Genomic DNA, 20,341 nt, shown 5'->3' with positions numbered 1-20,341 from the left:
GTAATCCGTTAAAGTCGCAAAATAAACTATTTAAGAGTTACCGCGTACCATAGCCGTAATACCCGTGCGAGACAGCTCTCTGATTCCATAAGGTTTCAAAAGCTCGATCATCGCATCAATCTTCACTGTATCTCCAACTACCTGTACTAACAATGTAGTGCTGCCAATATCAACAACTGAAGCCCGGAAGGTTTCTACAACGCCCATAATTTCCGGACGCTCACTTGGATCAGCATTCACTTTAATCAGAGCCAGCTCACGAGCAACCATGGGCTTAGATCCAAGATCAACGACTTTAATTACATCAATTAACTTGTAGAGCTGCTTCTCGATTTGTTCAAGCGTATGCTGGTCTCCAAGAGTAACGATAACCATCCGGGACAATCCAACCTCTTCAGACTGGCCAACCGTTATACTCTCAATATTAAATCCGCGGCGACCGAACAAACCCGACACCCGTTGAAGCACACCCGGCTGGTCATTTACGAGTACAGAAATCGTATGTCTTGTCACTGTTATTCATCCCCCATCAGCATATGATCGATGGTTGAACCTTGAGTTACCATCGGGTAGACATTCTCGTCTTTTGGAACAACGAATTCTACCAATACTGGACCCGGTGTTTCCAGTGCTTTCTGCCATGCATCACGTGCTTCTTCCTTATTCGTCGCCCGTAGACCTTTTACACCATAGGCCTCAGCCAGCTTAACGAAGTCCGGACTGCCTGCGAGGTCTGTAAAGCTGTAACGTTTATCATAGATAAGATTCTGCCATTGGCGAACCATGCCAAGCACCTGATTGTTAATTACTACAATTTTGACTGGTATATTGTTAATCGCACATATCGCTAGCTCTTGGGAACACATTTGCATGCCGCCATCACCATTAATCGATACTACCAGCCGTTCAGGATGTGCCATCTGTGCACCGATAGCTGACGGGAATCCGAAGCCCATCGTTCCAAGACCGCCTGAAGTAATCCATGAACGCGGATGATTGAACTTATAGTATTGTGCAGCCCACATTTGATGCTGACCAACATCCGTTGTAACAATCGCTTCACCTTTAGTGGTGTCATTGATCATTTCAATCACCCATTGTGGTTTAAGCTCTGTTTCTGAATCCTTATACCGAAGCGGCTGATCTAGCTTCCACTGAGCAATCTGTGTTCTCCAAGCATCAGCATTAGCTGCGCGGCCAACCTCAGGATTCAGCATTTCCAATACCGTTTTCACATCGCCTACAATCGGAATATCAGGCGATACATTTTTCCCGATTTCTGCAGGATCGATATCGATATGCACGATTTTGGCTTTTGGCGCGAAGCCGTCCAGTCTGCCAGTAACACGGTCATCAAAACGTGCACCGATATTAATGAGCAAATCGCACTGTTGGATCGCATTATTCGCGGTATACGTACCATGCATACCCGGCATTCCCATCCAAAGTTCTTCTGCACTAGGGAAAGCTCCGAGACCCAGCAAGGTTGTAGTAATTGGAATCTCTGTCCGTTTCACGAATTCGAACATAGCTTCATGTGCTCCGGAGTAAATGACTCCACCACCTGCAATGATGATCGGACGTTCAGCAACCGCAATCGCACGAACCAATTTATCAAGCTGCAGTTTGTTTGGAACTGTACAAGGATTGTAGCCCCGAAGATTCACTGTTTTCACTGGTGTGAACAACGTCTTCGCTGCTGACACGTCTTTGGGAATATCGATCAACACTGGACCTTTACGACCGGTATTCGCCACATGAAAAGCTTCATGTATAACACGCGGGAGATCCTCAACATCTCTTACAAAGTAGCTATGCTTAGTAATTGGCATCGTTATCCCGGTAATGTCTGCTTCCTGGAAAGCATCTGTACCGATCAGGCTGGAGAATACGTTACCTGTGATTACAACCAATGGAGTGGAGTCCATATATGCTGTAGCAATACCTGTTACAAGATTCGTTGCTCCGGGACCTGAGGTAGCTATACATACCCCTGGTTTGCCACTTGCTCTAGCGTAACCGTCAGCTGCATGAATAGCACCTTGCTCATGACGTGTTAACACGTGATTGAAATCCGTAAAACCGTACAATGCATCATAGATGTACAGTACAGCTCCACCCGGATATCCGAATACAGTGTCTACACCTTCTAATACAAGGCTGCGGAGTAATATCTCGGAACCGGAAATGACCTCCGGCTCCATCCATTTTTCTTTTAACTGCTCAGTAGACCGTAATTCCGGTATTTGCGCGCTCATCAGTATTCCTCCTCCGATATTTAACATTCATTATGCAAATGACGGACCGTCCTTTATACATCAGCAAATGGTTCCTTATAAAACAAAAAAACCTTTCGCCTCCCACGCACAGTATTAGCGCGTGAGGGACGAAAGGTTGATCTTCCGTGGTACCACCCATGTTTGCATTACATCTCGCGATGCAACGCCTTATCAGGTATACAAAAATCCATCGATGTAGGCAAGGGCCCTAATCTCTGTAACCTGAAGTCCCTAACGCGGACTAAACGATTTCCCCTAATAATTCCACCACTCTAGCCAGTGGACCTTTCAGGAAAACAGCTCCGAGGTGAGCTCGTATATAAGGGATTTCGGTGGAGGTTGCAGCAGATCCTCACACTCTCTGAGCAAAAGAGCCCTTAAAACTTCGTCCTCATCATTGCCGATACATGTATGTTCGATAAAATGTTTAGACACATTATATGATTCCTAACATGGATAAGTCAATACCCTTATTTTTAATATTGTCACAACTCCTACTTCTACGTGCTGGGAACCCCCACCACGCTCCCGACATATGATGTACGACAATGCGTAGAAAGGGGGCGCTCTATGATCCGTTATCGTCGACCCAAGCAGGATGACGTCATTATCCTTGATTTAATCGAGCGACAGCTTGTACCATTATCTCATTTGCCAAAGACTGAAATTGCCAAAATCAAAAAAGATATCCCCCGTCGTCTGGGACACGGTATCACCTTAGTCGCCTGTCCCGACTATGAGAGTGATCCAATGGGGTTTGTCCATTTCCTGCTGCATGGTGATTTACTTTATATCGATATGTTAGCCATAGCACCCGCAGCACGGCGCAAACACTTGGGGAATATGCTCATGGATCGAGCAGAACGATTTGCACTATCACGCGGATGTCATCGGGCTAAGGTATCCGTCGATTTAGGAAACACAGCAGCTCTTGCCTTTTATCAAAAATTGGGCTACAGCGTAGCCCGTTATCAATCCCTAAGCTTCTGTTACGAATTGGAGAAAAGGTTCATCTAGTTAAATCGAATTTCAACTGAACTTAAAAGAATCCGAAAGGTGGATAGGGTGTGCCTCCGTACCCGTAACCTCCATAAGGATTACCATAGCCAGGACCTCCGCCATAAGGAGCTCCACCGCCATAGCCACCACCAAAAGCATAAGGTGCTGTACCAATAGCTAGCAAATCAAACAACACTAAAGGAATGATTGCTTTGGTTTGTACTTTTTTACCACTTACGCGTTGTAATATCAGACGATTTCCGGATACACGAAGCAGTTTCCCTGTCACCTGAGTACCGTCCTTTTTTACTGCAATGATCTGCTTACCCACGAGTCTCATAACCTGCTTCTTCGTAACTGGCTTAGTCATATGATCCCCTCCTAAATGTTTTGTACGCCTCTCATTTGCATCATCTACAAAACAGTCTATTCGATGGAAAGGACCTTCGCCTGTACACTTGCCCTCCTGCCTCAATGTTTATCCTTGCTGATCCTAATAAAAAAGCCGTATTTCCGGGAAAAGACCGGAAATACGGCTTTGAAAGGTTACATTTCTATCGCTTACCAGGATCGTATGGCTGTCCTAATGCCTTAGGAGCAGAGGATCGGCCTACAGCCCCTACCAGCACGATGATAGTCAGTACATAAGGGATCATAAAGATAAACTCTTGAGGAATATTTTGTGACCACTCATACAATTGAACATAGTTGCGAATCGCTTGGGAGAATCCGAAGAATACCGCTGCACCAAAGGCACCAAGTGGATTCCATTTCCCAAAGATCATCGCTGCAATGGCGATAAAACCTTGACCAGAGATTGTATTATGTCCAAAGGTTCCGGTTGTTGTTAAAGTGATTGTAGCTCCACCAATACCCGCCATCAATCCACTCAACATTACACCGATATATCTCATCCGATTAACTTTTACACCCAGTGTATCTGCAGCACTTGGATGCTCACCTACTGCACGCAGACGCAATCCAAATGGCGTCTTAAACAGAACCAAATAAATAACGATGACCAGTATTATGGCCAGATAAGTAGTAGGATAGGAATTAAAAATCCCTTCACCAATCACTGGGATTTTGGAGAGCCCAGGAATTGCAACCTTGCTAAACCCATCAATGATCGGAGTTTCAGCAGATCCATCAAACAGGAGCTTTACCATATAGAGCGTGCTTCCTGCAGCTAAAAAGTTAATAACCGTACCACTAATCGTCTGATCAGATTTAAAGGTTATAGATGCAACCGCATGAATTAGTGAGCCTAGCACACCAACAGCTATAGCACAGAGTACACCAACCCAAGGAGCCCATTCGCCCATTCCAGCGTCCTGAGCATAATAACCGCCTACTGCTGCCGCAAAGGCACCAAACATCATCAAACCTTCAAGTCCAATGTTTACGACACCGGAACGTTCAGAGAAGATGCCGCCAAGTGAGGCAAAAATGAGCGCTGTGGAAAAAACAAGCGTTGTATTAAGCAGTTGACCTAACGTCTGCAGATCCATCTATAACACCTTCTCTTTCTTGCGCTTGAAGTAAAAGGGCTTAAGCACCCAGCGCACAATCCCTTGTGCCGCAATAAAGAATATGATTGAACCAATAACGATACGAATAAGCTCTGGTGGAACATCTGCAGCAAAACTCATACCCGCAGAACCATAAGTCAGCGTACCGTAGAGAATCGCAGCCAGAATAACACCAAGTGGATGTGTTAAACCAAGAAGAGCAACAGCGATACCATCAAATCCATATCCTGGCGATGCCGCGAAAATAGCTTGATAATGGAATACTCCAAGCACCTCTCCTGCTCCGGCCAGACCGGCGAATACACCACTTATGAACATTGCTTTCATAACGTTACGTCCAACATTCATCCCTGCATATTCGGCAGCATGTGGATTGTAACCAACTGCACGCATTTCGTAGCCCTGCTTGGTCTTCCATAAGTACACATAGAAGAATACCGCTGCAGCAAGAGCAATAGCTGTACCCCAGTGTAGACGTGCATTATCAAATATCGAATTCAAAAAGGTCATGGAAAGCGAGGCCGGAATATCCTCGGAACGATTTTGTCCTGGAAGCAACAAAAAGTTTCTAACGATATAATTCGACAGGTAAAGAGCAATCCAGTTTAACATGATTGTGGTAATAACTTCGTTAATTCCACGTTTTGCTTTCAAATAGCCAGCGATCCCTGCCCATAAACCACCGCAGACACCCGCAATAATTACAGCAAGCGGGACAAGCAGGAAGGATGGCAGACCTGCCATCTTAATACCCACCACTGTTGCCGCTGTCATACCAATCATTACTTGGCCATCTGCCCCGATATTAAACATCCCTGAACGGAATGCGAAAGCTACGGCTAGCCCGGTGAGCATTAATGGTGTCATTTCGCGCACAGCTTCACCAAAGTTATACAAATTACCAAACACCCGTTTGAACAGTGCGGAGTAAGCAGTTATCGGATCATAACCGCCCAGAAGCATAACTATTGCTCCCACAAGAAAACCAAGCACGATGGCAACCAGAGGAACGATGTAGCTGTCAGTTGTGAAGATTTTTTTGAACTTATTCAACTGCCTTACCTCCCCGCTGCAAGCTGCCTGCCATCATAAGACCCAGTTCCTGATCATTCGTATCTTGCGGGAACACTTCACCGACAATTTTCCCTTCATAGATAACAGCGATTCTGTCAGAGACGTTCATAATCTCGTCCAATTCAAAGGAAATAAGTAGAACAGCCTTTCCTTGATCACGCTGAGCTATGAGTTGCTTCTGAACAAATTCGATAGCCCCAACATCTAAACCGCGCGTAGGTTGTGCGGCAATTAACAATGTCGGATTTTTATCTATTTCCCGCGCAATAATCGCTTTCTGTTGATTTCCGCCGGATAAAGAACGGGCTTTGGTCTCTATTGAAGGTGTACGTACATCAAATTGCTCTATAAGCTTCGCTGCGTACTTATCAATGACATCATTTTGCAAAAAGCCATTTTTGTTGTAAGGACTCTTATAATAGGTTTCCAAAACCATATTCTCACTCATGGTGAAATCAAGCACTAATCCATGCTTGTGGCGGTCCTCAGGAATATGAGAGACATTCATCTCTGAAACCTTCCGCGGTGATAAATTAGCAATTTCATTGCCAGAAACGGTTATCGAACCCGAATCAATTTTGCGCAGACCTGTAATGGCCTGGATCAACTCACTTTGTCCATTGCCATCTACGCCAGCAATCCCGAGAATTTCCCCTGCTTTAACTTCAAAGCTAAGACCATCCAGTACGGAGACCCCGTCTTTACTCTTACTGCTGACATCCTTCAGTTTGAGTACAGATTGGCCAACCTCAGGAGCTTTCTTGTCCACTTTAAAAGTTACGCCACGCCCAACCATTTTTTCAGCTAGCTCATTAGGATTGGTCTCTGCGGTATTCACAGTATCAATTACTTTCCCACGTCTAATAATGGTGACCCGATCAGATATTTGCATGATTTCTTTAAGCTTATGCGTGATCAAAATAATGGATTTTCCCTCTGCAACAAGCCGCTTCATAATCGCCATGAGTTCCGTAATTTCTTGAGGCGTAAGTACTGCGGTCGGCTCATCAAATATGAGAATATCCGCTCCACGGTACAGGGTCTTCATAATTTCTACCCTTTGCTGCATACCTACCGAAATGTCATGAATAACGGCATTTGGATTCACTTGCAGGCCATATTGCTCCGATAGCTTCCGAACCTGTTCCGCAGCGGATTTATAGTCAATTTTAAGACCTTTTTTCGGCTCCATCCCAAGAACAATATTCTCGGTCACCGTAAAAGGCTCCACAAGCTTGAAATGCTGATGAACCATACCAATACCAAGCTCAATAGCTTTATTGGGGTTATCAATAATAACCGGTTTCCCGTCGATTTCAATACTGCCTTCATCCGGTTGATACAATCCAAATACAATGTTCATTAAAGTGGACTTGCCTGCACCATTCTCACCAAGCAATGCAAGGATTTCACCCTTTTTAAGCGTCAAGCTAATGGAATCGTTAGCAACAATACCGGGAAAGCGTTTTGTGATTTGCTTCAACTCTACGACAGGAGCCGCAGCACTCATGGAATCACCCTCATCACAGAATATATAACTACCTTATAGACACGGATGTACCGCCCTTTGTAAGGCGGTATATCTATGTTCCTCTTATCATAACCAGTGCTTTAACAAGGAATAAGGCCAGCACAACACCGGCCTTATTCTTTGATCCTTATTGTAATGCAATAAATGGAGACTAACTATTACTCGGAAGGAACAGTGATTGTTCCATCAATGATTTGTTTTTTGTATTCTTCAACTTTAGCTAGGATCTCTTCAGAAACGTTGTCCTTAGTATCAGAAATACCTACACCATTATCTTTCAGACCAAGAACGGTTGTAGTACCGCCCTTGAACGTACCGTCAATTACTTCTTTAGAAACTTTAAGAACAGCTTCGTCTACACGTTTGATCATGGAAGTCAAAGTAACGTCAGTACCAAACTCGATGGATTGGTCTTTATCTACACCAATAACCCATACTTTAGTACCGCCTGCTTTGTTACGAGCTTTAGCTTCGTTGAATACGCCATTTCCTGTTTGTCCAGCAGCAGGGAAGATAATGTCGTTTCCGTCGTTATACAATGTAGCCGCAAGAGATTTACCAACGTCTGGTTTGTCATAACCACCAGCATAAGTAGGTGTTACTTTAGCTGAAGGGTTAACTGCTGCTACACCAGCTTTAAAGCCAGCTTCAAAACGTTTGATTACAGGGCTTTCCAGACCGCCGATGAATGCAACTTTGTTAGTTTTTGTAGTCAGACCAGCAACCACACCAACCAAGAAGGAACCTTCATTTTCGGAGAAAGTAACGGAAGCTACGTTAGGAGCTTCAACTACGCTATCAATGATAGCCAAGTTAGCATTTGGGTTCTCAGTAGCTACTTTTTTAATTGCGTCGCCAAGATCAAAACCAATACCCCAAGTCAAGTTGTATCCATCTTTAACGAAGGAGTTAAGGTTTGGCTCATAGTCAGCATTTGATTTACTTTGCAAGTACTTAACGCCACTACCTGTTTCTTTTTCAAGAGCTTGCAATGCTTCCCATGCGGATTGGTTAAACGATTTATCGTTTACGCCACCAATGTCAGTAACCATACCAAATTTGAAATCGGATTTAGGTGCGTTTGTTCCTGCATTGGTTCCTGCATTAGTTTCACCTTTAGCGGCGTTGTTATTGTTGTTTCCACAGCCTGTCAAAACGACTGTAAGAGACAGCAACATTGCAAGAGATAGCTTTAAACCTTTTTTCATTGAATGTAATCCCCCTTAAAATATTGGATGTCTTCTGTGTTCTGCTTGGACATTCCATTAGTTCAAATTATAACTGCAATAAAATCTAAAATCCAGTGCATAAATGACCTCAGGTCAATAATAATTTGCACTTTTTAGCAAGTAACCGCTTTCCATGACATAGCATGTTACAGTTATGTCTGGTTAATGTCAGAAACCCTGATTTTACTCTGTATAGTATTCCAACACATTACAAATATTATTGCACACTTAAGTGTTTTCTATTATTATGATTCCTTAGTAGTTGCACTGAAAGGAAGTTATCAAATCATGACCGAAGAAATAAATCCACAAACAACACCGGCCTTCAAATATTGCCGTGAATCCCGTGTCTTCAAAACCGGACGCGTTTTCCCTAATGATGTCAATAATCACAAAACATTATTCGGTGGCAAGCTTATGAGCGGCATTGATGAAGTAGCCTCCATTTCAGCTATGCGCCATTGTCGAACTAACGTCGTCACAGCCTCTACAGACTCTGTAGACTTCTTGAGACCCATTCGCCCTACTGACTCCGTATGCTTTGAATCCTTCGTCTCCTGGACCGGACGGACAAGCATAGAGGTGTTTGTGAAGATCATTTCAGAAAATCTATATACTGGAGAGCGCGCTGTCGCTGCTACTTCATTCCTAACCTTTGTCGCAGTCGAAGAGGATGGCACACCTACTCCGGTTCCAGCTATCATCCCAGAGACAGACGAAGAGAAGCTGATCAACGAATCTGCTAATGAACGTTCCGAGCTACGAAAAGTTCGCCGCAATATCAGCAAAAAACTCGCCGCTCAATTAAACACCATAAAGTACTGGGAATAGCTCTGCAGATGCAGAGCTTTTTCTTTTATGTAGGGAATTTCAACGCTGCTTCATCCCTATCTTACCGCGCAAAAAAGCACCGCTGCATGGGCAACCCGCAGGCGGTGCTTTTCGGTTATATTACAACACTTACGCGTTGATTTTCTCTTTAGCAATACCAGCCAAGGAGTTGAATGCATTAAGATCATTCACAGCCAGATCAGCCAGCATTTTACGGTTAACTTCTACACCAGCCAATTTCAGGCCGTATACAAGCTTGCTGTAAGAAAGACCGTTCAAACGAGCTGCTGCATTAATACGAACGATCCACAGTCTGCGGAAGTTACGTTTAGTTTGACGACGGTCGCGGTAAGCGTAAACCATCGATTTCATTACTTGTTCTTTAGCTGTTTTAAAAATGCGGTGTTTAGAACCGAAATAACCTTTTGCCAATTTCAACACTTTTTTATGTTTACGACGAACTACAAATCCGCCCTTAACTCTTGCCATATTAATAAACCTCCCAAAAATGTGTAATAAACTATTTCAAGTTAGCCAATCCTTGTTTCAAACGTCTTACATCCCCAGGGGCCATTACTGGATTTCCGTTCAGAACGCGCTTAGCGCGTTTAGATTTGTGGGACAGCAAGTGGTTTTTGTGAGCTTTGTAACGTGTTACTTTACCAGTTCCGGTAATTTTGAAGCGGCCTTTCAGGCTGCTGTGTGTTTTCATCTTAGGCATGGTGTTTCCTCCTTGAATATTATGCGGCGCCAAATTGCAGATAAGCAAGTGACTCCAGATTTATTGAGCTTTAGGAGCCAAAATCATAATCATGCTGCGGCCTTCCAGCTTTGGCTGGCGCTCAACAACAGATATATCAGCCACTTCGTTCTTCACTCGTTCGAGGATTTTTTGGCCGATATTCGCGTGTGTAATCTCACGTCCGCGGAAACGTACGGAGCACTTCACTTTATCGCCCTCACCCAAGAACTTGATCACATTGCGGAACTTAGTTTGATAATCATGTTCCTCAATGTTAGCACGGAACCAGACTTCCTTGATATCAACGACCTTCTGGTTTTTACGCGCTTCCTTCTCTTTCTTCTGCGTTTCATAACGGAACTTGCCGTAATCCATGATGCGGCATACCGGCGGCTTAGCCTGTGGTGCTACATTGACTAGATCCAGATTAAGATCGATCGCCATTTGCAGCGCTTCGCGGATCGGTTTAATTCCGATTTGCTCACCTTCCGCACCAACCAACCGTACCTCTTTGGCCCGAATTTCATCATTGATCATATGTTCCTTACTGATAACTCTCCACCTCCGGATCTTTTTAACAACTATTCTCACGTAACTCCATAAAAAAGGGGTGCCGGTAACACCCGACACCCCGTGTTTGATCAACGTTCATGAACATTAACATTCATAAAGCATTGAGATCAAAACCAGCCGGCGAATATGCCAGTCAGGTGAGAAGCAGGTGCTTCTTCTTGCAATCCCTATGATTTGCGTACTTGAATACTATACACCACACTATTTGGGGTGTCAATCCTTTTATGCAGAAATTTCGTGAATTTTATACCTGCTTACTTTGTACTTCTTCAAGTCGTACTACGCGAGTATGCTTGGTATGGCTCCATTGCTTATTGTTCTGCGTGAAGAACGCATAGAACGTAATCGGATACCACGAGATCAAGTAGATCGGGAAGAATACAAGATAAGCATATACTTTCTTGAACGTAACCTTCTCCAATGCCATCGCAATACCAAAAGTCACCAGATTGGCGCCAATAGCCAGGAAGCTGAGCCAGATCGGCAAGCTGCCGTAAATGTTAGCGATATTCGGTCCGTTAAAGAACGCCATATCCACCCACATTACCGCCGTCATTAAAAAAGTGAGCAATACAATATATACATTCGCTCCATAAAGCGCGAGGTCAAACTTCGTTAAGCTGCGTTCTTTAATACTTTGCCAAAGCAATGGGAAAAAATAACGGCGAGCAACAGTGAAGTGCCCCTGCATCCAACGCAGACGCTGTCTTGAAGAGGCCTTGAAGGTTAACGGCTTCTCATCAAATACCTTTGCATCATAATTGAACTTAGGATATACACCATGTGCTGCACTACGCATCGTAAACTCCAAGTCCTCGACCAAACTTGTAGCTCCCCAGCCCATTTCTTTAAGAAGTGTGGTCTCAAAACACATTCCCGTTCCGCCAAGGAAGTTAGCCATATTTAAATTATGGCGTGAAAGTTGCCACAAACGGTTAATATACCAGTACGAAATACCATAAGCAGCTGTAATCCAGGAATCCTCTGGATTCTTGGTGTCGATATAACCTTGGATTACCCGTGCACCTGAACAAAGATCATTATTCATCTCCATCAGGAACTCAGTATGCGCCAAGTTATCGGCATCGAACATGACAACAGCATCATATTGCCGGGGCATAGCCCACAGCTCTTTAAGCATCCATTCTATTGCGTAGCCTTTACCTCTCAGATTTGCATTGGTGCGGACACAAGCGTTCATGCCGTGTTCTCTAACGATGCGAGCTGTACCGTCTGTACAATTGTCACAAATTACAAATACATCGTACAGTTCTGATGGATAATTAAGCTGCTTCAGATTCTCCATTAATGCGCCGACAACTTCTTCCTCGTTATGTGCGGCAACAAGTACGGCAAAAGATTTTTCAGGCTTATACTGCGTTTTTTTCTTTTTCCTGTGCAGCCCGAATAATGAAAACGTAAACTGATAGACTGCGATTGCTGCCAAGATCACTTGGAGCGTAACAAACAGTGCGTCTGTCATGACCTTTTGATGCCCCCTTTTTTCACTCTTGGTGTTCTTTTTTTCTCTCTAGCTTGCTTGACGTTCTTTCTGACCCTTTTGTTGCATCCCTTAACAATAGACCAAGAGTATTCTTATTCTCGGCAGACTTCACAATTTTTATATATGCTGTTTAAAAGAATTCTATAGATTCCTTTTTTTGAATCCTTATTTATCTCTTACCCTTTTAAACAGGTTTAGTCTGCTTGAATCATTGTAAAGCGTAATAGTGCTCTAAGTCAAAACTGGCAAATTTCGTGTAAACCTGAGCTTTTCCTTGAAATGAACTACCTTTAAAAAGTATGATTAAGACAGATCTAAGCTATAGAACGGATTACTGCATTAACATCTGTTAACGGTAGCCGGACTAGCGGAGGGAATTAGATATGAGACATTTATTCATGAAACTACATCTCTGGGAGCGGCATCTTTTTAAGTGGATCAACGGACGAATGCATAATCGTTTTTTGAACTTTTGGCTCTTTTACCTTACTCATTTGGGTGGAGCTACAAGCACGATTGTTATCAATATACTGGTATGGGTATTAGCTCCTGAGCCTTGGAGAACTACAGGTTTACAAGCCTTAACAGCACTAGCTGTCAGCCATATACCCGTAGCTATCGCCAAAAAACTGTACCCGCGTATGCGTCCTTATCTGGCGTTACCGGAAACCAATACTTTTCGTAATCCATTAAAGGATCATTCTTTTCCATCTGGTCATACTACAGCTATCTTTGCTTCTACGGTCCCTTATATGCTGGCGTTTCCTGCTTTGACCGTTATTCTGCTGCCGCTAGCTTGTATTGTCGGATTTTCTCGTATTTATCTTGGATTGCATTATCCATCAGATGTTATAGCTGGCGCAGTGATCGGTTCCTGCGTAGCAGCTGGTACTATAGCCTTATGGATGTAAAGCATTTATTGTTAATAACCGGGAAAACCCTTGAGAATAGGTGAATCAACATTGCGTAAAAAAAGAATCTTAATACTCTCGGAAGGTTTTGGCGCCGGACATACACAAGCAGCTTATGCGTTGTCGAGCAGTCTGCGCCAATTATCGCCTAATTTACAAACGAAGGTGCTAGAACTTGGAAATTTTTTAAACCCCAAGATGGCACCTATTATTCTGTCTGCTTACCGAAAGACGGTAACGACACAGCCAAAATTGATGGGTTATGTCTACCGTCACCAGAAATCATTCAATCGTCTTACCACGCTTGCCTTGCATCGTATATTTTATACGCATGCCAAAAATATTGTGAGGCAACTGAAACCCGACGTAATTGTCTGCACACATTTTATTCCAGGTGCTGTAGTGTCCCGCCTAAAGAGATTGGATCCTACCCTAAATGTGCCGCTCGTCACCGTCATAACGGATTATGATGCGCATGCAACCTGGATTAGCCCAGAGGTAGACCTTTACCTGGTTTCAACACCTGAGGTTAAATCCAAATTGCGCAGCCGAAATATTCCTGCCACGAAAATTCAGGTAACAGGTATACCGATACACCCTAATTTTTGGAAGCATCCCGGAAAGCAGGAGATTCGAGAGCAATTCAATCTGCGGGAGATGCCAACCGTTCTTGTCATGGGCGGAGGCTGGGGAATCATGAACGACCAAGTCGTAAATGCTTGTCTGGCGGAATGGCGTGACAAGATTCAGATTGTTTTCTGTCTCGGCAATAACGAACAGCTGCTAAAGGAAATGAAAGAAGACCCGCATTATAATCATCCTAATATCTCCTTACTCGGCTTTACGCGTGAAATCCACAAGCTGATGGAGGTATCCGATCTGCTGGTTACAAAACCGGGAGGAATGACCTGCAGTGAAGGGCTTGCAAAAGGTATTCCGATGCTCTTCCATCACCCTCTTCCCGGGCAGGAGGAGGAGAATTGCCGCTACTTTACTGCAGCCGGCTTCGGAGAACCCATCGAATCTTTAGAGGTTGTCGAAATGTGGATGGAGCGCCTCTTAAACAACTATGAGGATGTGCAAAACAAGCGCAAACTTCATCTTGAAGAAATTGCGCGCTACCATCCTTTACAATGTGCTCAGAGTATCATTGAATTATTGGAATAGTTAATTTAAAAAAGCGGCAGCCTCCAAACTACTTTACTTGGAGAGTTGCCGCTTTATTATTGAAGCATGCCATTTGAAGCAGTGCTTTGTAACTACAGCCGATATTTATCCAATCGGGTAGCCTGATACTGTTTGAGTGCTTCTGCACCTACAATTGCCTCGCAACGATGGATATTCACGCCACGTCCGACAAATTTCGTCTCATATTCTGTCATGATATGATCCTCGTTGATGATGCCATCTGCATGTAGGTCCAAAGAAATATTTTTCATCTGCAAGCCAAAGTCCGCAAAGGCATTTAATGAGAACTCAAAAAGACTGCGGGAATCTGTTTTTAGATGAATTTCACCTAGATCGCTAAGCAAACCGCGATATTTGTCAAGAAAACGTGGATGTGTCAAACGACGCCGGGCATGCTTGCTTTTAGGCCACGGATCGCTGAAATTAAGATAAATCCGTTCAAGCTCTCCCGGAGCAAATACTTCCTCAGCATAATCGATATTTGCAAGTGCCAATTTCAGGTTAGGCGGTGTTTCATGTCCTGCCGGCTCCCATACTGCTCTAGCCTTATCTCCAGCACGGCGGATCAGCTCATCATACATATCCACTCCGATAAAGTTAATATCAGGGTATTTAAAGCTCATTTGGCTGATAAACTGTCCTTTGCCCATTCCGAACTCCACATGGATCGGATGATCGTTACCGAACAGCTTGGACCACTCACCTTTATAACTCCGAGGATCTAGAATGACTAAATCCGTCTGTTCTTCCAAACTTTCACGTATTCCTTTTCTTCCGCGTAAACGCATAGGTATTCCTCCGATTATCTCTTATACGATAACTGTCACTTGCAATATTGTGCCGAAATTGTCCCAAAAAGTAAAGGGATTGCGGTAAAAAAAGAAAAAGGAATTCTCTGGTTCAGCTCTTAAATGAGCTGTTCAGAGGAATTCCTTCGTTGTTGTATATTGGAATAGATTTCGTTCTTGTCTGGCAAATCAGGATTTACTTTGTGTTTGTGGCAAATGTCTTTTTTTCGAATGCGCTACGAATTTTGCGCTGCGCATCTGTCTTGATCTTAGGGTTGCCGTTAAATTCCACGCCCGTTAGTGCAAGGGCTTCATCTGGTGTTAAGTGGACTTCAATCGAATCTTTACCCTCAGCATATACCGTTTGAGAATTCATTGCTATCACCTCACGGTTATTATTATGGATCGGACGACACGAAATTATGAACTCTTGGATGAATTTCTTTATGCCACAGCAGCTTTTCACACTCTGAATATAACATACTATGTAAGCATTTTCAAGCTGAAAGCGCCTTATTTCCTGCCTATTTTTCATGCCGTTATGGGGAGTCAATGTTACGCCGAGCTCGGTTTTTTGATACAATGTATTGGATTATAAGAAACGGCTGTGCGTTCTCTGGGATAAGGACGCCATCTGTCTCAGAAAAATATAAGGATAAGGAATCTTATCCATAATTATATTTTCAGAAAGGGGCTTCTCGTGTCTAATCTTCAATACACATCTCCTCCGCAACTTTGGGGAGATAAACGTTTTCATACTTGGAATTACGAAATGCGTGAACACATGAATACCAAGGTATTCAAAGTTATGCTTGATGCAGGCTTTACCTGTCCCAATCGTGACGGCTCCATTGCTAAGGGAGGCTGCACATTTTGCAGTGCCAGAGGTTCTGGTGATTTTGCCGGAAGCCGCCGAGATGACCTAGTCACACAATTCAATAACGTCCGTGACAGACAGCATCTGAAATGGCCAAATGCTAAATATATCGGTTACTTCCAAGCCTATACTAATACGTACGCTCCGGTCGAAGAGCTGAGAGAATATTTCGAAGTTATTTTGCAGCAGCCTGGTGTCGTTGGATTATCGATTGCTACGCGCCCTGACTGTCTGCCGGATGATGTGGTCGAATATTTAGCAGAGCTGAACAAGCGTACGTATCTTTGGGTAGAGATGGGTCTTCAGACTATACATGACTCCACTTCTGAGCTTATTAACCGGGCGCATGATACGCAGTGTTATGTAGAGGCTGTGGAGAAGCTGCGCCGTCACGATATTCGAATCTGTACCCATATCATTCACGGTCTTCCACAGGAGACGCACGAAATGATGCTCGAAACGGTATCTGCTGTAGCTCGCATGGATGTGCAGGGAATTAAGATTCACCTTCTGCATCTCATGCGCAAAACACCAATGGTGAAGCAGTATGAAGCAGGATTGCTCCGATTCATGGAACAGGACGAGTATGTGAAGCTGATTGCTGATTCACTTGAAATTCTGCCCCCTGAGATGATTGTTCATCGCTTGACTGGAGATGCCCCACGGGATCTCTTAGTTGGACCGATGTGGAGTCTCAAGAAATGGGAAGTGCTAAATGCCATTGACGATGAGCTTGTTGCTCGTGATACTTGGCAGGGTAAGTATTGGAGGAAGGGCTAATGGGCTTTATGTCCGTTCTAAGCTTTGCTCATAAATTAATCTCTGAGCGGCTAACTTTAGGTGACCGTGCGATTGATGCAACTGTGGGTACTGGTGCTGATACGCTTTTTCTAGCCAAAACAACCGGAGCTCGTGGCGAAGTCTACGGCTTTGACATTCAAGCTGCGGCACTGAAGCTGGCAGAAGAACGTCTCCGGCTTGCGCGTGAGGAAACTCCTTCGCTCTCTACCGTTACCTTACTGGAACGCAGCCATGCCGAAATGGCAGAAGCCGTCCCGGCTAACTGGCGAGGCACCGTTGGTGCTGTAATGTTCAATCTTGGCTATCTGCCTTCAGGCGATGCCGACAAGAATATCATTACTGAGCCGGATAGCTCTATTGCAGCCCTGGAAGCTTCACTCCAGCTGCTGCGTCCGGGGGGAATTATTACGGCTGTACTGTATCCTGGCCATGCAGGCGGAGATCTCGAAGCCGCCGCTGTTGAAGCTTGGGCTGCGACTGTTTACTCTAAGGTAGCGCAGAGCATTGTATATCGCCAGCTGCAGCGCACGGACGCACCTTATGTAATTGCCCTCGAGAAGAAAAAAGGTTCCCCATCTTAAGCTTTGTAAACAATCAAACTATCTTGTAATTGGGAAGGAAGATTACGAATGACACAACCATATCCTTTAAAATTTCAACCGGAGTTTAAAGAACGTGTCTGGGGTGGCCGCGCGCTGGAGAAATTCGGCCTGAATCTACCAGAAGGCCATATTGGTGAAGGCTGGATGATTGCCGATCATGCGAATGGAACATCTTCGGTGGTTAATGGAGAATTAGCTGGACAAGGTCTGGATCAAATTCGTGAGCAATTTGGTTACGAGTGGTTCGGAAGCAAGGGAATATCAGAAGCTGGTGGAAGATTTCCACTCTTGATCAAATTGTTGGATTGCAACGACAACCTTTCCGTTCAAGTCCATCCTACGGATGATTATGTAGGATTGCCTAAAGGTGAACTGGGTAAAACAGAGATGTGGTACGTATTAGACGCTAAGCCAGATGCAAAAATCATCTACGGCCTTAAAGAAGGCGTAGACCGTGAAACATTACGCGAAGCACTGGAAAAAGGCACGGTTATGGATAGCCTTCAAGAGGTATCTGTCTCCGCTGGCGATTCCTTCTACATCCCTGCCGGAACGGTACATGCTCTATGTGCTGGTGTCGTTGTAGCGGAAATTCAACAGAATTCCGACACTACATACCGTATTTATGACTACGACCGTCCAGGACTAGATGGAAAACCACGCGAGCTTCATATCGAGGATTCTCTGAATGTTACAGCTTATGAAGGCGCCGGCGCTACTTCGATGAAGACCGATCATGCAGTGCCTGGAGAGTGGCTGCAACTTGCCGCTTCACCTTATTTTATTGTCGAAAAAGGGATCGTAAATGGTTCATGGGATCTCACCACTTCAGAAGACAGCTTCACTATTCTGGTTATCTGCGAAGGCAGCGGACATCTGACTTGGGAAGGCGGCTCCCAGCCTTATGCCGCAGGGGAATGTTATCTGATTCCTTCCAACCTAGGCCGTTATACTATCGAGGGTCATTCTACTGTGCTTCGCTCTTATTTACCATAAGTCGAGAACCTTTAGGAGGAATGGACCATGAAGGAAAACAGCTTTACTCTAACGGATCCCATAGGTGTAACCATCCATGTCTATGAATGGTTACCTGAGTCCGATGTCCCAGTTAGAGGAATCGTGCAAATTTCACACGGGATGTGTGAAACTGCTGCCCGCTACGCTCGTTTTGCGGAAGCTTTAACCGGGGTTGGTTATGCAGTATATGCAAATGACCACCGGGGACATGGTAGAACCGCTGGTCAAGTCAACCTGCTTGGTGATGTTGGGGAGGACGGATTTTATTGGATGCGGCGCAATCTTCTGCAGGTAGGTGCCGCAGCACTCTCCAAGCATGAAGGAAAGCCCATCATTTTATTCGCACACAGTATGGGTTCCTTTCTGGGTCAAAAACTCATGTGCGAAGAAGGCAACGAAATCTATTCAGGGTTTATCCTAAGCGGGACAAACGGTCCACGCAGTATGCTGCGTATTGGAGAATCTCTGGCAAGCGCGCAGCTTAAGCTAAAGGGTGAGCATCATCGCAGTGTACTGCTGAACAGTCTGGTATTTGGCAGCTATAACCGCGCCTTTTCCCCGGTCAGAACAACATTTGACTGGCTGAGCAGCGATACTGCGGAAGTAGATAAGTACATTTCCGATCCATTCTGCGGAGCTATTTGTACAACACGCTTTTTCCGTGGTTTCTTCCACCTCCTAAGAGAGATCCATACTGAGGAATCACTTAGCACATTATGTACAGGTAAGCCCATTTATATATTCGGTGGGGATAAGGACCCTGTCGGGATGAACGGTCAAGGCATTCCCCGTCTTGCGGAGTTGTATAAGAAACGAGGAGTGTCAGACGTTGAGTTCCGACTCTATCCAGAAGGCAGACACGAAATGCTAAATGAAGTGAATCGAGATCAAGTCACAGCCGATGTGCTCAACTGGTTAGAGCGCCACCTTCCTTCAGAGGTTGCTAAGATAAGTTAAGAAAAAAGCGCAGTTGTTAGTGAATTTATGAGACGAGAAATGAGACAACATAGAAGCGATGCTCCCGGTATTTGGGAGATCGCTTCTTTGCGGTTTACGTTTCGCGGTTTGCGGTTTGCGGTTTTGCGTTTTGCGTTTTGCGTTTTGTGTTTTGTGTTTTGCGTTTTGCGTTTTGCGTAGCTTGTCTCAGCAGACTTCTCAATCTAACAATCTCCAGTTCCTCCGCGCATCTGAACTTAGTAAATAAACTTCCCCCACCGCTAATGGACTCAGTTGACGCTGTCTTCAGCTCATCGCTCTCCCACACCACGTACAAACTCGTTGTCGCTAGCTACACATCATCACCATTCCCCCTCTACTTTCGGACTCAGTTGACACTAACTACACATCGTCACTCTCCCCTCCACTTTCGGACTTCAGTTGACACTAACTACATATCATTACTCTCCCCGCTACTTCCGGACTCAGATGACGCTATTTGCTGATTTATAGCCTTTCGAGCTAGGTTTCGGACTCCAGTGCACCTATTCCTTCCAAAGAGGTGTATATTAGGTGTTTTTCGTGCCAATAGCGACTATGCGGTCCGTTAGCATCCAAAAAACAGGATATTTCCACGTATAAGGTCCGCTGGGTCCGCCTGCGTCGGGTTACTCACCGCTTCCGGACTCAGATGATGCTATTTGCTATTTTCAGACATTCGAGCTAGGTTTCGGACTCAGCTGTCACTAACTACACATCATCACTTTCCCCCTTCACTTTAGGGCTCAGTTGTCACTAGCTACATATCATCACCTTCCCCCGCCGCTTTCGGACTCAGATGACGCTATTTGCTAATTTATAGCCTTTCGAGCTAGATATCGGACTCCAGTGCAGCTATTCATGTGAAACAGGATCATATTTGGTGTG

21 protein-coding genes are annotated in these 20,341 nt (G+C 44.6%); 8 read left to right on the top strand and 13 right to left on the bottom strand.

What is annotated here, in order from left to right; genetic code table 11:
• Window positions 1–30: 30 nt before the first annotated feature.
• Together ilvN and ilvB are read right to left on the bottom strand one after the other, a co-directional pair.
• Complete coding sequence (gene ilvN, locus NSQ91_RS06390; RefSeq protein WP_170914191.1) at window positions 31–519, bottom strand: acetolactate synthase small subunit; 489 nt, start codon at window positions 517–519, stop codon at window positions 31–33.
• Window positions 516–2,258: a biosynthetic-type acetolactate synthase large subunit gene (gene ilvB, locus NSQ91_RS06385; RefSeq protein ID WP_076304533.1), complete on the bottom strand. Its 1,743-nt coding sequence runs from the start codon at window positions 2,256–2,258 to the stop codon at window positions 516–518. The genes ilvN and ilvB overlap by 4 nt, the downstream gene beginning before the upstream one ends.
• A 591-nt stretch (window positions 2,259–2,849) precedes the next feature.
• Here ilvB and NSQ91_RS06380 point away from each other — a divergent pair.
• Window positions 2,850–3,296: a GNAT family N-acetyltransferase gene (locus NSQ91_RS06380; RefSeq protein ID WP_036679492.1), complete on the top strand. Its 447-nt coding sequence runs from the start codon at window positions 2,850–2,852 to the stop codon at window positions 3,294–3,296.
• A gap of 22 nt (window positions 3,297–3,318) precedes the next feature.
• Here NSQ91_RS06380 and NSQ91_RS06375 read toward each other — a convergent pair whose 3' ends face one another.
• The 5 genes from NSQ91_RS06375 to NSQ91_RS06355 form a co-directional block, all read right to left on the bottom strand.
• A complete protein-coding gene (locus NSQ91_RS06375; protein ID WP_076128060.1) occupies window positions 3,319–3,648 on the bottom strand; it encodes a hypothetical protein in 330 nt (109 codons plus the stop codon).
• Window positions 3,649–3,832: 184 nt separating this feature from the next.
• Window positions 3,833–4,789: an ABC transporter permease gene (locus NSQ91_RS06370; RefSeq protein ID WP_036679496.1), complete on the bottom strand. Its 957-nt coding sequence runs from the start codon at window positions 4,787–4,789 to the stop codon at window positions 3,833–3,835.
• Entirely contained in the window at window positions 4,790–5,863 is a 1,074-nt protein-coding gene (locus NSQ91_RS06365; RefSeq protein WP_076107269.1) for an ABC transporter permease, read from the bottom strand. It lies immediately after the preceding gene.
• Window positions 5,856–7,394: an ABC transporter ATP-binding protein gene (locus tag NSQ91_RS06360; protein ID WP_036679500.1), complete on the bottom strand. Its 1,539-nt coding sequence runs from the start codon at window positions 7,392–7,394 to the stop codon at window positions 5,856–5,858. Before NSQ91_RS06360 ends, NSQ91_RS06365 begins: the two co-directional genes overlap by 8 nt.
• Before the next feature lie 179 nt (window positions 7,395–7,573).
• Window positions 7,574–8,623, bottom strand: a complete 1,050-nt coding sequence (locus NSQ91_RS06355) for a BMP family lipoprotein (RefSeq protein ID WP_076107271.1) — start codon at window positions 8,621–8,623, stop codon at window positions 7,574–7,576.
• A 309-nt stretch (window positions 8,624–8,932) separates the two neighbouring features.
• On the opposite strand from NSQ91_RS06355, the gene NSQ91_RS06350 reads away from it, so the two are divergent.
• Window positions 8,933–9,475 carry an acyl-CoA thioesterase gene (locus NSQ91_RS06350; RefSeq protein ID WP_051491073.1) on the top strand — a complete coding sequence of 181 codons (543 nt, stop codon included), beginning with the start codon at window positions 8,933–8,935 and terminating at the stop codon, window positions 9,473–9,475.
• 129 nt (window positions 9,476–9,604) lie between these two features.
• Here the strand turns inward: NSQ91_RS06350 and rplT are convergent, their stop codons facing one another.
• The 4 genes from rplT to NSQ91_RS06330 form a co-directional block, all read right to left on the bottom strand.
• Window positions 9,605–9,964, bottom strand: a complete 360-nt coding sequence (rplT, locus tag NSQ91_RS06345) for a 50S ribosomal protein L20 (protein ID WP_036679505.1) — start codon at window positions 9,962–9,964, stop codon at window positions 9,605–9,607.
• Window positions 9,965–9,995: 31 nt separating this feature from the next.
• Complete coding sequence (rpmI, locus tag NSQ91_RS06340) at window positions 9,996–10,196, bottom strand: 50S ribosomal protein L35 (RefSeq protein WP_036679507.1); 201 nt, start codon at window positions 10,194–10,196, stop codon at window positions 9,996–9,998.
• A gap of 60 nt (window positions 10,197–10,256) precedes the next feature.
• Window positions 10,257–10,754 (bottom strand): translation initiation factor IF-3, encoded by a 498-nt coding sequence (infC, locus tag NSQ91_RS06335; RefSeq protein WP_036679510.1) that lies wholly within the window; start codon window positions 10,752–10,754, stop codon window positions 10,257–10,259.
• A 280-nt stretch (window positions 10,755–11,034) separates the two neighbouring features.
• Window positions 11,035–12,273 (bottom strand): glycosyltransferase family 2 protein, encoded by a 1,239-nt coding sequence (locus tag NSQ91_RS06330; RefSeq protein WP_036679513.1) that lies wholly within the window; start codon window positions 12,271–12,273, stop codon window positions 11,035–11,037.
• 404 nt (window positions 12,274–12,677) lie between these two features.
• Here NSQ91_RS06330 and NSQ91_RS06325 point away from each other — a divergent pair, with 404 nt between their 5' ends.
• The gene (locus NSQ91_RS06325) at window positions 12,678–13,205 is read left to right on the top strand and encodes a phosphatase PAP2 family protein (protein ID WP_076128062.1); all 528 of its coding nucleotides are present in this window, start codon (window positions 12,678–12,680) and stop codon (window positions 13,203–13,205) included.
• 51 nt (window positions 13,206–13,256) lie between these two features.
• On the top strand, window positions 13,257–14,372 hold the full coding sequence (locus NSQ91_RS06320; protein WP_076128064.1) for an MGDG synthase family glycosyltransferase: 1,116 nt from the start codon (window positions 13,257–13,259) through the stop codon (window positions 14,370–14,372).
• Between the two features lie 92 nt (window positions 14,373–14,464).
• Here the strand turns inward: NSQ91_RS06320 and trmB are convergent, their stop codons facing one another.
• Both trmB and NSQ91_RS06310 read right to left on the bottom strand, forming a co-directional pair.
• Window positions 14,465–15,181, bottom strand: coding sequence for a tRNA (guanosine(46)-N7)-methyltransferase TrmB (gene trmB, locus NSQ91_RS06315; protein ID WP_036679523.1), 717 nt, complete (start codon window positions 15,179–15,181; stop codon window positions 14,465–14,467).
• Window positions 15,182–15,377: 196 nt separating this feature from the next.
• Window positions 15,378–15,557, bottom strand: a complete 180-nt coding sequence (locus tag NSQ91_RS06310; RefSeq protein ID WP_036679526.1) for a hypothetical protein — start codon at window positions 15,555–15,557, stop codon at window positions 15,378–15,380.
• A 324-nt stretch (window positions 15,558–15,881) separates the two neighbouring features.
• Here NSQ91_RS06310 and NSQ91_RS06305 point away from each other — a divergent pair, with 324 nt between their 5' ends.
• From NSQ91_RS06305 to NSQ91_RS06290, 4 genes are read left to right on the top strand one after another with little or no spacing between them, the layout of a single operon-like run.
• A complete protein-coding gene (locus NSQ91_RS06305; protein ID WP_076128066.1) occupies window positions 15,882–16,838 on the top strand; it encodes a TIGR01212 family radical SAM protein in 957 nt (318 codons plus the stop codon).
• Window positions 16,838–17,440, top strand: a complete 603-nt coding sequence (locus tag NSQ91_RS06300; RefSeq protein WP_076304532.1) for a class I SAM-dependent methyltransferase — start codon at window positions 16,838–16,840, stop codon at window positions 17,438–17,440. The genes NSQ91_RS06305 and NSQ91_RS06300 overlap by 1 nt, the downstream gene beginning before the upstream one ends.
• Before the next feature lie 48 nt (window positions 17,441–17,488).
• Complete coding sequence (locus NSQ91_RS06295; protein WP_076304531.1) at window positions 17,489–18,457, top strand: type I phosphomannose isomerase catalytic subunit; 969 nt, start codon at window positions 17,489–17,491, stop codon at window positions 18,455–18,457.
• Between the two features lie 27 nt (window positions 18,458–18,484).
• Window positions 18,485–19,435, top strand: coding sequence for an alpha/beta fold hydrolase (locus NSQ91_RS06290; protein ID WP_076128072.1), 951 nt, complete (start codon window positions 18,485–18,487; stop codon window positions 19,433–19,435).
• Window positions 19,436–20,341 lie beyond the last annotated feature (906 nt).

It is taken from the genome of Paenibacillus sp. FSL R7-0048 (assembly GCF_038004505.1).
Taxonomy (GTDB): Bacteria; Bacillota; Bacilli; order Paenibacillales; family Paenibacillaceae; genus Paenibacillus_AQ; species Paenibacillus_AQ odorifer.
The sequence above is the reverse complement of the archived record's forward strand: the minus strand, read 5'-3'. Positions and strand labels throughout refer to the sequence as shown.

What these genes read in the sequence shown, in the direction of transcription:
- rpmI (WP_036679507.1), bottom strand. Translation starts at nt 10,196, where the DNA reads ATGCCTAAGATGAAAACACACAGCAGCCTGAAAGGCCGCTTCAAAATT.
- infC (WP_036679510.1), bottom strand. Translation starts at nt 10,754, where the DNA reads ATGATCAATGATGAAATTCGGGCCAAAGAGGTACGGTTGGTTGGTGCG.
- NSQ91_RS06310 (WP_036679526.1), bottom strand. Translation starts at nt 15,557, where the DNA reads ATGAATTCTCAAACGGTATATGCTGAGGGTAAAGATTCGATTGAAGTC.
- NSQ91_RS06325 (WP_076128062.1), top strand. Translation starts at nt 12,678, where the DNA reads ATGAGACATTTATTCATGAAACTACATCTCTGGGAGCGGCATCTTTTT.
- NSQ91_RS06360 (WP_036679500.1), bottom strand. Translation starts at nt 7,394, where the DNA reads ATGAGTGCTGCGGCTCCTGTCGTAGAGTTGAAGCAAATCACAAAACGC.
- NSQ91_RS06375 (WP_076128060.1), bottom strand. Translation starts at nt 3,648, where the DNA reads ATGACTAAGCCAGTTACGAAGAAGCAGGTTATGAGACTCGTGGGTAAG.
- NSQ91_RS06330 (WP_036679513.1), bottom strand. Translation starts at nt 12,273, where the DNA reads ATGACAGACGCACTGTTTGTTACGCTCCAAGTGATCTTGGCAGCAATC.
- NSQ91_RS06355 (WP_076107271.1), bottom strand. Translation starts at nt 8,623, where the DNA reads ATGAAAAAAGGTTTAAAGCTATCTCTTGCAATGTTGCTGTCTCTTACA.
- trmB (WP_036679523.1), bottom strand. Translation starts at nt 15,181, where the DNA reads ATGCGTTTACGCGGAAGAAAAGGAATACGTGAAAGTTTGGAAGAACAG.
- NSQ91_RS06300 (WP_076304532.1), top strand. Translation starts at nt 16,838, where the DNA reads ATGGGCTTTATGTCCGTTCTAAGCTTTGCTCATAAATTAATCTCTGAG.
- NSQ91_RS06370 (WP_036679496.1), bottom strand. Translation starts at nt 4,789, where the DNA reads ATGGATCTGCAGACGTTAGGTCAACTGCTTAATACAACGCTTGTTTTT.
- NSQ91_RS06350 (WP_051491073.1), top strand. Translation starts at nt 8,933, where the DNA reads ATGACCGAAGAAATAAATCCACAAACAACACCGGCCTTCAAATATTGC.
- rplT (WP_036679505.1), bottom strand. Translation starts at nt 9,964, where the DNA reads ATGGCAAGAGTTAAGGGCGGATTTGTAGTTCGTCGTAAACATAAAAAA.
- NSQ91_RS06290 (WP_076128072.1), top strand. Translation starts at nt 18,485, where the DNA reads ATGAAGGAAAACAGCTTTACTCTAACGGATCCCATAGGTGTAACCATC.
- NSQ91_RS06295 (WP_076304531.1), top strand. Translation starts at nt 17,489, where the DNA reads ATGACACAACCATATCCTTTAAAATTTCAACCGGAGTTTAAAGAACGT.
- ilvB (WP_076304533.1), bottom strand. Translation starts at nt 2,258, where the DNA reads ATGAGCGCGCAAATACCGGAATTACGGTCTACTGAGCAGTTAAAAGAA.
- NSQ91_RS06380 (WP_036679492.1), top strand. Translation starts at nt 2,850, where the DNA reads ATGATCCGTTATCGTCGACCCAAGCAGGATGACGTCATTATCCTTGAT.